The 12,290-nt window shown below is 35.4% G+C and carries 16 protein-coding genes; 6 read left to right on the top strand and 10 right to left on the bottom strand.

The genetic code is table 11. The features are described 5' to 3' along the window. Positions 1–43 precede the first annotated feature (43 nt). A complete protein-coding gene (locus CDG59_RS11395; protein WP_087545429.1) occupies positions 44–712 on the top strand; it encodes an SOS response-associated peptidase in 669 nt (222 codons plus the stop codon). Between the two features lie 45 nt (positions 713–757). On the opposite strand, the gene CDG59_RS11400 is transcribed toward CDG59_RS11395, so the two are convergent. Further along, entirely contained in the window at positions 758–1,222 is a 465-nt protein-coding gene (locus CDG59_RS11400; protein WP_004662340.1) for a MarR family winged helix-turn-helix transcriptional regulator, read from the bottom strand. 700 nt (positions 1,223–1,922) lie between these two features. Then, positions 1,923–2,780: an alpha/beta fold hydrolase gene (locus tag CDG59_RS11405; protein WP_087545430.1), complete on the bottom strand. Its 858-nt coding sequence runs from the start codon at positions 2,778–2,780 to the stop codon at positions 1,923–1,925. 133 nt (positions 2,781–2,913) lie between these two features. On the opposite strand from CDG59_RS11405, the gene CDG59_RS11410 reads away from it, so the two are divergent. Next, entirely contained in the window at positions 2,914–3,369 is a 456-nt protein-coding gene (locus tag CDG59_RS11410) for a hypothetical protein (protein ID WP_087545432.1), read from the top strand. A 32-nt stretch (positions 3,370–3,401) separates the two neighbouring features. Here CDG59_RS11410 and CDG59_RS11415 read toward each other — a convergent pair whose 3' ends face one another. Both CDG59_RS11415 and brnQ read right to left on the bottom strand, forming a co-directional pair. After that, entirely contained in the window at positions 3,402–3,644 is a 243-nt protein-coding gene (locus CDG59_RS11415; RefSeq protein ID WP_005159983.1) for a hypothetical protein, read from the bottom strand. Positions 3,645–4,047: 403 nt separating this feature from the next. Further along, the gene (brnQ, locus tag CDG59_RS11420) at positions 4,048–5,358 is read right to left on the bottom strand and encodes a branched-chain amino acid transport system II carrier protein (RefSeq protein ID WP_087535832.1); all 1,311 of its coding nucleotides are present in this window, start codon (positions 5,356–5,358) and stop codon (positions 4,048–4,050) included. A 351-nt stretch (positions 5,359–5,709) separates the two neighbouring features. On the opposite strand from brnQ, the gene map reads away from it, so the two are divergent. After that, a complete protein-coding gene (map, locus tag CDG59_RS11425) occupies positions 5,710–6,504 on the top strand; it encodes a type I methionyl aminopeptidase (protein ID WP_005216427.1) in 795 nt (264 codons plus the stop codon). 26 nt (positions 6,505–6,530) lie between these two features. Here map and CDG59_RS11430 read toward each other — a convergent pair whose 3' ends face one another. Both CDG59_RS11430 and CDG59_RS11435 read right to left on the bottom strand, forming a co-directional pair. Beyond that, entirely contained in the window at positions 6,531–7,448 is a 918-nt protein-coding gene (locus CDG59_RS11430) for a LysR family transcriptional regulator (RefSeq protein ID WP_087545434.1), read from the bottom strand. 54 nt (positions 7,449–7,502) lie between these two features. Then, complete coding sequence (locus CDG59_RS11435) at positions 7,503–7,931, bottom strand: HD domain-containing protein (RefSeq protein WP_004662331.1); 429 nt, start codon at positions 7,929–7,931, stop codon at positions 7,503–7,505. Between the two features lie 80 nt (positions 7,932–8,011). Here CDG59_RS11435 and CDG59_RS11440 point away from each other — a divergent pair, with 80 nt between their 5' ends. Next, on the top strand, positions 8,012–8,335 hold the full coding sequence (locus CDG59_RS11440; protein ID WP_087545436.1) for a hypothetical protein: 324 nt from the start codon (positions 8,012–8,014) through the stop codon (positions 8,333–8,335). Positions 8,336–8,386: 51 nt separating this feature from the next. On the opposite strand, the gene grxD is transcribed toward CDG59_RS11440, so the two are convergent. Continuing rightward, entirely contained in the window at positions 8,387–8,728 is a 342-nt protein-coding gene (gene grxD / locus CDG59_RS11445) for a Grx4 family monothiol glutaredoxin (protein ID WP_004662328.1), read from the bottom strand. Positions 8,729–8,891: 163 nt separating this feature from the next. Here grxD and CDG59_RS11450 point away from each other — a divergent pair, with 163 nt between their 5' ends. Continuing rightward, the gene (locus CDG59_RS11450; protein ID WP_087545438.1) at positions 8,892–10,106 is read left to right on the top strand and encodes an aspartate aminotransferase family protein; all 1,215 of its coding nucleotides are present in this window, start codon (positions 8,892–8,894) and stop codon (positions 10,104–10,106) included. A 57-nt stretch (positions 10,107–10,163) separates the two neighbouring features. On the opposite strand, the gene CDG59_RS11455 is transcribed toward CDG59_RS11450, so the two are convergent. From CDG59_RS11455 to CDG59_RS11465, 3 genes are all read right to left on the bottom strand, one after another. After that, complete coding sequence (locus tag CDG59_RS11455; protein ID WP_004662324.1) at positions 10,164–10,595, bottom strand: CBS domain-containing protein; 432 nt, start codon at positions 10,593–10,595, stop codon at positions 10,164–10,166. A 139-nt stretch (positions 10,596–10,734) separates the two neighbouring features. Beyond that, complete coding sequence (locus tag CDG59_RS11460; RefSeq protein ID WP_087545440.1) at positions 10,735–11,106, bottom strand: DUF2750 domain-containing protein; 372 nt, start codon at positions 11,104–11,106, stop codon at positions 10,735–10,737. A 301-nt stretch (positions 11,107–11,407) separates the two neighbouring features. Beyond that, entirely contained in the window at positions 11,408–11,641 is a 234-nt protein-coding gene (locus tag CDG59_RS11465; RefSeq protein ID WP_004662320.1) for a hypothetical protein, read from the bottom strand. Positions 11,642–11,874: 233 nt separating this feature from the next. On the opposite strand from CDG59_RS11465, the gene CDG59_RS11470 reads away from it, so the two are divergent. Continuing rightward, positions 11,875–12,234, top strand: coding sequence for a hypothetical protein (locus tag CDG59_RS11470; RefSeq protein WP_087545442.1), 360 nt, complete (start codon positions 11,875–11,877; stop codon positions 12,232–12,234). Positions 12,235–12,290: the final 56 nt, after the last annotated feature.

Here is a 12,290-nt window from a genome sequence, read left to right on the forward strand (position 1 = left end):
CTCCTCGGAGGCTTTTTTTATTAAGTAAGGTGCTTGTGATTTTATGTGTGCTAACTACAAACCAGTAACACTTGAGCAATTACAACAACTTGAACTACCACTTGTTCCTTTTAACTATCTCGATGAGATTTATCCAAGTTATAAAACACCATTATTATTTAAATCTGAACATGGATTGGAGTGGAGAGAAGTATTATTTGGTTTAGTGCCGAAATGGGCAGAGGATATTAACAGCTCTAAACGTGCTTATAATGCTAGACATGAGACCATTTTTGAGAAACCAAGCTTTCAGGAGGCAGCTTATAAATGCAAGTTCGGTATAATTCCAGTCACTGAGTTTTATGAAAGTAAATATATTGGAAATAAACCTCAACGATGGGGTGTAAGGCGTAAAGATGGCAGAGCCTTTTTTATTGCTGCACTTTATGAAATTTGTAAAATCAATAATCAAATTATTCGTTCAGCAGCGATGCTTACAATGGACGCAGTCGATCATCCGATGATGAAAGAATTTCATGAACCTGGCGATATAAAAAGATCAGTTGTCATCATTCCACATGATCGTCTTGATGATTGGTTGAGTTTAAAACAACCACATCAAATGATTCAATTTATGCAAGGGGTTCCAGTCGAAGAGTTTGAATGTTCACATGTACCTAAGGCAAAAATAGCAAAACAAACACCTCAGTTAAATATGTTTGATCTTTTCTAAATAAAAAAGGTTTCTAATAAGAAACCTTTTTTTATATTTTATCAATCAACGAGCAAGATTTTTAAACATATGTTTTAAAATTTCCATCGTCTTTTCAATTTGCAACGGCGTTAATCCATCAAATGATTGTTCTAATATTACAGAGGTTAGATCATTAATTTTAGTAATCATTTCTGTACCCTTATCAGTAAGATAAACGCGGGTAATACGACCATCTTCTTTACATGAATAAGTTTCAATATATCCCTCATCTTTAAGGCGATATACGATTTTTGTGGTTGTAGACATTTTAGAAATCACCATGTCTGAAAGTTCAGACACGCTTGCATGTGGTTTAACATTCAATGCAATTAAAATACGACGGCGAGAGTTGTCTAAACCATACTTCTTAAGTACATTATCGATATTTTGAACGTACTGTGCATTTACTTGAGAAATCCAGAAATAAGGAAAGTCTTCTAAGTTAAATGTTTCTGATGTAGGTAAAAAACGCGCATATTTTTTAGGCATTAAGTTATTTCCTATGCTTGTTACACAGAGTTGTTAGATGCAACTCCTAAATTCCATGAAATGTCTACAATTTATACGCTAGAAAAATGATGAAATCTAATTTTTCTAACATTCCATTTATAACAAATCTTCCTAAAAATGGTTGTATAACCATCTTTGCTTAGGATAGGGGTATCATCATGTAAACTACATAAAACTGTTATTAATGATGGTCTTACCTATCCATCTTGCCCCAATTGTATTTCTACAGTGTTGCATTGTAGCTTATTTGTAGAACAAATGTATTGTAGAAAATAAATACAAATTATGACGTGACTTTTTTATAAAAGATTCTGTCTAAAATGTCATATAGCTTTAAAATTATTACATTTGTAAAATAAAATAATCTAAAAAACAAATTAAATACATATATTTGAATTTAACATTTGGTTAAAAATTAAAATCCATAGTGCTGCTAAAAAAGTTGAATAAATACATTCTTTATCACATTTAATCACTATTAGTTAATTAATTTGCTTAAAAAGAATACAAATGTAGCTTTATTATTTAATTTTATATTGTTAAAAAAAAATTCATTGTAAAAAACTTCTACTTAGTTATGTCATTTATCGTTTATGTAAATAATTGTAAATTAAAAAGGCGCATCTAAATAGGATTACAAACTTAGATACGCAAAAGGGTAAAGCTGTGAGTTTAGGGATTACATTCTCAGTTCTTTTTCTAATACGGGCCATAATTTCTGATGTGATTTTTTGAACATCAGCATATGTCCAATTTGTTTGTAACCATATTGTTGTGGTTTCAATTCAATCAAATTGGTTTGAGCATTAGGATAAAGTCTGAGTAAATCTTTAACATTTGCCTGTGTTGCGATTTCATCATCACTTGCCCAAATTGATGTAATCGGACAGACAATCTCTTGGTGATAATCAGCAAAAATACTTTTACCAATTGCATTCATGACATAACCAGGTTGACTACAAAATTCAGCCCATTGTTTTGCTACATTTTTAGGTAAATTTTCACCCATACCAATAAATTGTGTTGCACCGTATCCTTTAATAGCACTGGATATTGGAAAAATGACATTAAACATTAATGGAGCAAGAAGTTTAGTTTTTCCTTTTAAGCCTTTTACATGACCCGTTGAACCAGCGATTGCGACAACTTTAGCAACTTTTTGATGGTTAGGGTTGATTCCAAGTAATTGACCACCGGCACTATGTCCCAAAATAATCACTTGTTTAGCTTGAGCGCGATTCAAGAGTGTTTCGATGGCTGCGGGAATATCTAATAAACCCCAATCATTGATACTGGCATTCGAATTTTTCAGTGCCCCATGTAAAGATTGACCTATTCCTCTAAAGTCAAAACTTAAGACCTTGTAGCCTTGTTGATTTAACCATTCAGCAAATGAGTGATAAAAACCTTTGGTAATACCTGTTGCTGGACAAATTAGAATCGGAAATGGTTTGGTGGCATCACTTGCTGGATAATACTGTGCTGCAAGTTGGTAACCATCTTTACAGCTGATCCAAAATGATTCAAATGTAGTCATTTGAGAAATACTCTTGTCTAGACATATTTCCAGTTTATACAAGTTCTAAAAAGAAACTCGTTTAAAAAATGACTTAAAAGTCAAATTTTATGTAATATAGCTATTTTTGGAAAAACAATTTAGGGAAAAGGGAATGTTAATTTTAACCAGTGCAACCCAATTGGCGATCATTTTTAGTGGGATATTTCTTTGGGTAGGGATGCTAACTGGTGTTTGGAAGTATTATCAAATTAGAAATACAGAGCTTGCACGTGCACATTATTATGTCGATATTGCACATCGCAGTAGTTTGCTTTATGCCGCTGCGAGTTTAATCTTGGCTGCATTAAGTTATTTTACAAGTTTATCGGATAGTTTGAATCTATTTTGCGTTGTGGCGAATTTATTCTTTTTCTCAATGTCGATTTTGGTCTATATCATTCATGGAATGTTAAAAGATACAACGAATCAGTTTAAGCAACCGCATACGTTAGGGCAGTGGTCGATTCCAAGATGGTGTATGACATTTTTAATGTTGAGTTTAATAATGGTCGAATTAGGTGCTACAGCAGTATTACTATTAGGAACAATCTTAAAATTTACCAGTTAGAAAAATGGATGATTACTCATCCATTTCTTATATTAAAAATTCTTTTGGCGCTCAGCACTTATCTGTCGAAACTTTCGATCAATAATCCCCCACGTACAAAAGGCTAAAGAGACGATTAAAGCGTATGCAAAATATTCAGGTTTTAAATTACCCTTAATAGTGCCTTGCAATAACAGCGTCGCCATTAAGGCAAATGTCGTAATTGCATATACGATGGAATCATTGGTCTTTAGAGTGTCAATGAAGACTTGCTTGTTGAAATGTAATGAGAACATCTCCATCCCTCCTTGAGTAGTGATGACAAAAGCTAATCGTTTTTGTCAGAATTAAGATTAAAGTTGTACTTTGATTTTTTTAGTATTTCAATAGCTAATTTCACTATTTTTTAAATAAATTTATGAATGTATTGATTTCTATATAGATTGAACATTTTTTGGGTGTATTAAGGTTATTTTTATTATGAATAATGGTGTTGGTTTTTTACAATTTGAAAAAGTTGCTGAAAAGATGTTTTTGTGATTCAGATCAAATACAGTGTGAATAATACGGGTAGAGGTAGATACAAATAAGATAAAAAATAATTTGTCGTAAACAAAAAAATGTAAGTTGGATAAAAGAACATTTTTTGTATAGCTAAAATTATATTTGGGTAAAACATTATTTTAACGACAAATCATTTTAATTTTGAGAAGCAGTACTGCTAGAGAATCGATCTACAGCAATTGCGATAACGAGTACGACCAATGAAGGCAATAACCAAGCAAGGTTCTGTTCATTCAACGGTAAATTATTAATGAATTGAGGGAGTTGTTCAGAGAATCCAGCCGCTTTGAGTGCTTCAATAATGCCAAAAAGAAAAGCAACAGCAGTAACAGAGCTCACGACAGTTGAAGGTTTATTCCAATATTTCCAGAAGAAACTCATCATAATCACAACAATCGCTGGTGGATAAATTGCACTCAACACTGGAACAGAGAACGCAATTAGTTTTGTTAAGCCTAAATTAGAAATTAATAATGAAAATCCAATTAAGATAAAAACTAATAATTTATACGGTAAGCCTGTTAATTCAGTGAAATATTCTGCACATGCACAGGTAAGGCCAATTGCAGTTACCATACAGGCAAGAAAAATCAAACCAGCTAAAAACAACGAACCTAGATCACCAAAGGCGTGTTGTACATAAGCATGCAGAATTACTGCACCATTCGCTGCATTCGCCGCAACTTCATGGCTACCTAATCCAAGTTTAAATAGGCTGATATATACTAGGGTTAAACCTACACCAGCAATTAAACTCGCGATAATCGCATATTTGGTGATCAGCTTTGAATCTGTCACTCCACGAGACTGAATCGCTTGAATAATCACAATACCGAAGACTAAGGCACCCAAAGTATCCATCGTTAAATAGCCGTTTACGAAGCCTTCAGAAACAGGACTAGTCACATACTTATGGATTGGTGGAGAAATATAGCCAGTAGGGATAAGGATTGCAGCAATACCAAGAACCGCTAGAGCAGCAATTTTTAAAGGAGCTAAGACGTGACCTACTGTATCTAATAATTTATTCGGGTAAAGCGAGATCACAGTGACAAGTGTAAAATAAATAACACTATAAATTAGTAGACTGCTATTTGATGTACCAAAATATGGAGCAAATCCTATTTCATAAGAAACAGTTGCAGTACGTGGTGTGGCAAATAATGGTCCAACAGACAAATAACAGACAATCGTGAGGAGTAGGCTAAAAAAGCGTCCAAGTGGCGAGCTGATAATTTCAATAGAGCCTTGCATACGAGACAAAGCCATAATGGTAATTACAGGTAGACCGACTGCGGTAATTAAGAATCCAAAAGCAGCGAGCCAAACATGCTCACCTGCTTGTTGCGCAACGATAGGGGGGAAAATAATATTGCCAGCACCGATGAAGAGTGCAAAGGTCATGAAACCGAGAGCAATAATATCTCCTGTACGAAGATGGTTCATAAAAGGGAGGTATAAAATAAAAGTGCGGATTCTAGAACAAATTTGTAGTCATTTGAAACTAATTTTATGTGAAATTTGGTTTATTTTTGTCTAATAAGAACTGATTAAAATCATATAATTAGCATTGGTAAACTTAATTTATTGAAAAGATTTTAAAAGTAAAAAATATAGCCCTTTATACTTTTTTACTATGATGCCGATTGAAATTAAATGTAAAATAATAGCAACCGTTCAATCTTAAAACGATTGAAGATTTTTGTACGACAGCGTACAACTGTTGAAATACGAGATGCAGTACAAAAATGAATCTGCATGTTGCATTAACCTATATTTAAATAAGGAAAATCTCGAATGAGAGCTTCTACTGTGACGATTAAATCTGAGCAAGATATTGAGAAATTACGTATCTCAGGACGTTTAGCGGCACAAGTATTAGAAATGATTGGTGATTATATTAAGCCCGGCGTTTCAACTGAATATTTAGACGATATTTGCAACGACTATATCGTAAATACTTTGCAGGTGATTCCAGCCAATGTGGGATATCATGGTTTTACCAAGACGACATGTATTTCAGTCAATGAAGAAGTGTGCCATGCAATTCCTTCCGCAAAGAAAATTTTGCAAGAAGGCGATATATTAAATATCGATGTTGCTGTAATCAAAGATGGTTATTTTGGGGATACCAGCCGCATGTATTTTGTGGGCGAGCCGAGCCCAGAAGCCAAGAAACTGGTGGAAACAACTTATGAAGCCATGCTTGCAGGGATTCATACGGTAAAACCAGGTGCGACACTCGGTGATATTGGTTATGCAATTCAATCCGTTGCGCAACGTGAAGGTTATAGTATTGTCCGAGAATATTGTGGTCATGGTATTGGTCGTATCTATCATGAACAGCCGAATATTTTGCATTATGGTCAAAAAGGACAGGGTATGACCTTGAAAAAGGGTATGGTATTTACGATTGAACCGATGGTGAATGCTGGTAAACGACATGTGAAAGAACTGAATGACGGATGGACTGTGGTGACACAAGATAAGTCCTTATCAGCGCAATGGGAACATATGGTTGTTGTTACTGATGATGGTTTTGAGTTGTTAACGCCTTGGCCAAATGGAACAGGACACTATCCAGCGGTGTAATATATTTAAAAAAGAGCTTGAATGATTCAAGCTCTTTTTTTATTCGGTGATTCTGTTAATTGTTCTACTAAATAATCGATAAAGACTCGTACAGCGGGTAATAGACCTCTACGTGACGGATAAACTGCATGGAAAATACCATGTGGGGCAGTCCATTCAGGTAAAACTTTGACCAATTGGCCTGATTTTGTGAAATCTTGTGCAATACTATCTGGTAATAAAGCAATTCCACAATTTTGACTTGCCAATTCCGCGAGCATCAACAAATTCGAACCCACAATGACAGGATTTACTTTAATTTTCTTTTGTTGATTTTCAGGTCCAAATAATAAAAAGTGTTGATCTAGATGTTCTTCGGACATACTGATAATACGATGCTCAGATAATTGTTCTGGCGTTGTTAAATGACCGAATTCATTTAAATAAGCTTGACTAGCAAATAGACGTTGCTCAATTGCTGTAAACTGACGCAAAACTAAATTAGGGTCATCGTCTAGCTTAGAGCGAACACGTAAGGCGAGATCAACGCCTTCGTTAATTACATCAATTCTGCGATTGCTTACCATCATTTGAACCCGAACTTCAGGGTACTTCTTTAAAAAGCTCGGTAATATTTTCGCCATTTGATTTTGTGCAATATCAACTGGAACACTGACTTTAATTACACCGCGTGGTTCACTACTTAAGTGATTGACAACATCATGTGCAGCTTGAGCAGCATTCATCATCACTTGAGCATGACGATAAACATCCATACCAATATCGGTAACGGCAAAGTGTCGTGAACTACGTTGAATTAAGCGTACACCCAGCTGTTCTTCGAGATTATAAACTCTACGACTTAATTTGGATTTAGGAATATCAGTTGCTCTTTCAGCCGCACTAAAACCACCATGTTCGACAACAAGGGCAAAGCAATAAAAATCATCTAAATCCGTTAGCATTACGCTATAAACTCCAGCTTTTGTGATTAGGGTGAATCATTATAAAAGAGATTATTAAACATTTTGGAGTAATAATAAATCTCGAACCTGTTGGTATTCTTTCAAACGCTCAAAATCTTTGACTGTTGGTGATTGAATGCGAGATAAGTCCATATTGTCATTGATATCTGCTAATTTAACAACACGTGCGATTGGATTTTGTCGCGCTCGTTGAGCTGCTTCTAGACGAGTTTCTCCTTGTTTTTTAGTGAGTGCGACGATTGCGTCAATGATATGCTCTTGAAAACCGAATTGGTATAAATCTTCAATCGTTGTTTCTGTATCTTCTAAAATATCATGTAAAACGGCCACAATTTTATGTTCAATTGTAGGAACATTTAACATGACTCTTAATGGATGCAATATATAAGGGGCATTTGCTTTATCTACTTGTCCTTCATGTTGTTTTGCTGCTAGAGAAATCGCTTGTTCAAGTGTTGCCATAATTTAAATCCCTGTTATTCGAATGGATTCACAGATCGTATTCTTTTAAACTAAATCCAAATTTTCTATGCTTTAAAATTATGTCATACCAACTTATAAACGTTATCGACGCGACTCAAAACATTGCATGTCCATATTGTCATCAAGCTGTTTTAGATTGGGAACAGGAACAGTATATTCAGCCGTGTGAGCATACTTTATTCATGGCTATGGATTTAGGTTTTGAATTTATTGCTGATCGTTTTGAAGAAGTTCTACCACAGTCGGTTGATGAAATTCATGAAGATCCAAGTATGAATATTTATGAGACGATCACTCAGGCAGACTATCCAAACATGCAAATTTACAAAGCCGATTTAGGGGTGGAAGGTATGTTTCGGTATGTTGGTTTTAGCTTAAACTAAAACTCATTGCAATAAAAAAGCCAATCATTTGATTGGCTTTCATTTTTTAGCTTATGCTTCAGGAGCAGGGCTATACTGTTCAACTAATGGCTTTAACTCACCATTTTGGAACATTTCAAGCATGATATCGCTACCACCAATGAGCTCACCGTTTACCCATAATTGTGGGAAAGTAGGCCAGTTTGCAATTTGAGGTAATGTTGTACGAATATCTTGATTTTCCAAGATATTTACATAGGCAAATGGGCGACCAATTTGGCTAAGTGCTTCAACTGCACGCGCAGAAAAACCACATTGCGGAAATTGTGGAGTGCCTTTCATGTAAAGTAAAACAGGGTGTTTCGCAATTTGATCACGAATTAACGCTACTGTATCACGCGCTTGTTCCGTCATAGATAGATCCTCAACTAATCTTCGTAAATTATATACTGAAAAACAGTTTTGCGGCTATTGCTAAAGATTTTTCTTATATAAATGTGAGTTTGAGCTTTCAATCTACTCAAGTTTTTGCTTATATAACTTTTTTCACCACAACTAATGATAGATTGAGTTTGTTATGACTAATATCACTCTTGCTCCTGTGCAACCTGATCAACCATCACATCTTATGGCAACTTATGGTCGCCAAGCGATCAGCTTTGTACGAGGACGAGGGGCGTATTTATATACAGCGGATGGTGCGGAATATTTAGATGCCTTAACAGGTATTGCTGTTTGTGGTTTAGGGCATGCACACCCAGTGATTGCGGAAGCGATTGCTGAGCAAGCTGCAACTTTAGTGCATACCAGTAACTTATTTGAAATTCCTTGGCAAACTGCTGCAGCTCAAAAACTTGCACAAATTTCTGGAATGGAAGAAATTTTCTTCTCAAACAGTGGCGCTGAGTCAAATGAAGGTGCGATCAAAATTGCACGTAAATTTGGTTCTAAACAAGGCATTAGCAATCCTAAAATTATTGTTGCTGAACAATCTTTTCACGGTCGTACTTTGGCGACCTTATCTGCGACAGGCAATAAAAAAGTTCAAGAAGGTTTTGCACCTTTGGTTGAAGGCTTTATTCGTGTGCCATTTGGTGATGTTGAAGCGATTCAAGAGGCAGCTATCAATCATCCAGATATTGTTGCAATCTTGATTGAACCGATTCAAGGTGAAGGTGGCGTCAATACAGCACCGCAAGGTTTTAGCTACCTCGAGGAAGTTCGTGCTTTGTGTAATCAGCATAATTGGTTAATGATGCTTGATGAAATTCAAACAGGGAATGGGCGTACAGGTAAATACTTTGCTTATCAACATACGAACATTATTCCTGACGTTATGACCACAGCGAAGGGTTTAGGAAATGGTTTCCCTGTTGGTGCAGTAATGACGCAGGGTAAAGCGGTAGGCTTACTCGGTGCAGGCAGCCATGGTTCAACATATGGTGGTACAGTACTTGGCTCACGTGTGGTTTACACCGTACTTGATACGCTTGAAAATGAAAATGCTGTTGAAAATGCAGCCGTAGTTGGAGCCTATATTGTTGATCAACTACGAGCTCAATTGATTGATCAAAATGTACAGGTGCGTGGCTTTGGTATGATGATTGGTGTTCAATTACCAAAAGATTGTGCTGAACTAGTTGCTATTGCACGAGATGAATATAAGTTGATTATTAATGTAACGGCAGGTTCAGTGGTACGTTTATTACCACCATTAAACCTGACTCAAGCTCAAGCTGATGAATTGTTGAAGCGACTTGTACCTGCAATTCAAGGCTTTTTAGCAGCGTAATGACGTATTAGTCGTGCAAAAAAGGGCAATTTCAATTGCCCTTTTTTGTTGAGGCGATTAGCCTGAAATATATTGTTGAAGTTGCTCGATAAGAACGCGTTGATCTTCCATTGCAGCTTTGACTAAGTCACCAATTGAAATAAAGCCAACAAGTTTTTCTTTATCTAAAACAGGTAAGTGACGCAAATGTCGATCAGTCATTAATTGCAAGCATTCTTCAACTGTATTGTTTAAACCAACGGTGATGACTTTAGATGTCATAATATCTGACACGGGTGTCGTATTTGATGAACGCTCCATCAACGTCACTTTACGTGTATAGTCACGTTCAGAGAAAATACCAACTAGTTTTTCATCTTCTGCAACGACTAAAGCTCCCACGCCTTTATCTGCCATAATTTTGATTGCTTCAAGTACAGTCGCATTTGGTGAAATTGTAAAAATTGATTGTACAGCTTTATTCTTGATGACTTGGGCAACGATTGTCATTGTTTATCTACCTCTGTTGTATTGTCATTTTCATTTAACTTAACGGTATTTTTTTTAATTGCAAAGCACTAAATGCGCAACAATGATAACTTTCTCTTGTGAATGTCTAAAAAGTCATCATGATTGGTGGGCAAATCTATTACGCCATAACTGGTTCTGGCTTAAAAAAGAAATGCTGCATTTGTTGTGTCGAAAGCTTGAATTTACGATGCGAAGAATTAAATAGAGCAGGCTCTACTTGTAAACGCGTTAAGGTTGGTAACAGTGATTCATGAAAATCTTTTGGTGTAATTTTACGTGGTTTATAATTTTTCCAATTTGATTTTGCATAACGGTGTGCTTGTACGCCATTCAACCAAAATGGGAATACATGACCATCGTGATCGGACTTGATTGCCCAACCTTGATGATATAAACCCCAAAGTACGCCACAATACATCATTGTTTTTAGAATTGAAATTTTAATCATCAACTCGCGTGATACTGGTTGGAAATTATTAAAACGATACATGTTCGTAAACTAATTTTATTTAAACTCATGTTTAATTATAAGAAATTTATATGGCATTTATGTTTAAACAATTAATCTAAATCGTAAGCAAATATTCTTTTGGGTCAAAATATCATCTTGATTATTCAATCTTTGCATCAGATAAAAGCAATTCAGAAAGACTCTAGAAATATTTTTTTTATTAAAGTTAACACTACCTGAGCAAATCAAAGCTTTGATGCAGCGCAAGTTAGACCGTGGGAGGGAGTGATGTTGTACGTTTTAAGGAGGTATTAAAAAACGCCACCTGAGTGACGTTTTCTTATGCTTGCATTGTTGCTAACTTTTGCCAATATTGAGCTTTCAAAGAATCACGTTCTACTCGAAAACCTTGATAATACAGTTCCGCTAAAAATAATGCTGCTTTACCGTGACCTGCTTGAGCTACTTGTTCAAGCTCTTTCACAGCATCTAGAAAGTTTTTTTGCGATTGAATTGTATTTACTGCATTGGCATACACATGCTCTAGTTCATGTTGTGTAAAATGCTGAATCATATATAACTCCTTATTTTAATTATGATTACTTCAGATTCTATTCAAAGATACTTTACTTTGAACTTAAGTCACTATAACTCTGAATTATGAAATAATTATGACAACATTACTTGAATTGTCAAATATATTGCGTGTCATTATGTAATTTGTAAGCTTACACGATTAAACACTTCTCGCAAATATTTTTAAGTAAAATCAAAGTGAAAATAATAGAAATTGATAAGGAGAATAATATGTCAAATGTAATTGATGGCTTCAGCCTTGATGTACCGCCAGCAGAAAGCCAAATTATTGCTTTAGCTCATCATCACCGTAAATTACTCGATGAGGCAATCTTTCATCAGGAGATTCACTTAGGTGACTATTGTTTAGCACAGCGTAAAAGAGTTTACGATTTCGCAAGTCATTTAAGCCCTGAACAAAAAGATCGGTTTTATGATATTTACAATGGCGAGTTGAAACGTATTGCTGATGATGATGATTTACATCCAGCTGATGCTGAAAGTGGTGTAGGGATGTTTGCTATATTTTTGGCACTTGTGATTATTGCATTTATTTTATATTTCGCCTTTGTCCGTTCGCTGATGAGTTGATTAATATCATATGAGCGTTCAATAAACTTACTAGCGGTGAATTATTGAACGCTACA

The sequence above is a fragment of the Acinetobacter sp. WCHA29 genome, from assembly GCF_002165335.1.
Taxonomy (GTDB): Bacteria; Pseudomonadota; Gammaproteobacteria; order Pseudomonadales; family Moraxellaceae; genus Acinetobacter.

Coding starts and splice junctions, on each gene's coding strand:
- CDG59_RS11470 (WP_087545442.1), top strand. CDS start 11,875: ATGTCAAATGTAATTGATGGCTTCAGCCTTGATGTACCGCCAGCAGAA.
- map (WP_005216427.1), top strand. CDS start 5,710: ATGAGAGCTTCTACTGTGACGATTAAATCTGAGCAAGATATTGAGAAA.
- CDG59_RS11405 (WP_087545430.1), bottom strand. CDS start 2,780: ATGACTACATTTGAATCATTTTGGATCAGCTGTAAAGATGGTTACCAA.
- CDG59_RS11440 (WP_087545436.1), top strand. CDS start 8,012: ATGTCATACCAACTTATAAACGTTATCGACGCGACTCAAAACATTGCA.
- CDG59_RS11435 (WP_004662331.1), bottom strand. CDS start 7,931: ATGGCAACACTTGAACAAGCGATTTCTCTAGCAGCAAAACAACATGAA.
- CDG59_RS11410 (WP_087545432.1), top strand. CDS start 2,914: ATGTTAATTTTAACCAGTGCAACCCAATTGGCGATCATTTTTAGTGGG.
- brnQ (WP_087535832.1), bottom strand. CDS start 5,358: ATGAACCATCTTCGTACAGGAGATATTATTGCTCTCGGTTTCATGACC.
- CDG59_RS11430 (WP_087545434.1), bottom strand. CDS start 7,448: ATGCTAACGGATTTAGATGATTTTTATTGCTTTGCCCTTGTTGTCGAA.
- CDG59_RS11450 (WP_087545438.1), top strand. CDS start 8,892: ATGACTAATATCACTCTTGCTCCTGTGCAACCTGATCAACCATCACAT.
- grxD (WP_004662328.1), bottom strand. CDS start 8,728: ATGACGGAACAAGCGCGTGATACAGTAGCGTTAATTCGTGATCAAATT.
- CDG59_RS11455 (WP_004662324.1), bottom strand. CDS start 10,595: ATGACAATCGTTGCCCAAGTCATCAAGAATAAAGCTGTACAATCAATT.
- CDG59_RS11400 (WP_004662340.1), bottom strand. CDS start 1,222: ATGCCTAAAAAATATGCGCGTTTTTTACCTACATCAGAAACATTTAAC.
- CDG59_RS11460 (WP_087545440.1), bottom strand. CDS start 11,106: ATGTATCGTTTTAATAATTTCCAACCAGTATCACGCGAGTTGATGATT.
- CDG59_RS11465 (WP_004662320.1), bottom strand. CDS start 11,641: ATGATTCAGCATTTTACACAACATGAACTAGAGCATGTGTATGCCAAT.
- CDG59_RS11395 (WP_087545429.1), top strand. CDS start 44: ATGTGTGCTAACTACAAACCAGTAACACTTGAGCAATTACAACAACTT.
- CDG59_RS11415 (WP_005159983.1), bottom strand. CDS start 3,644: ATGTTCTCATTACATTTCAACAAGCAAGTCTTCATTGACACTCTAAAG.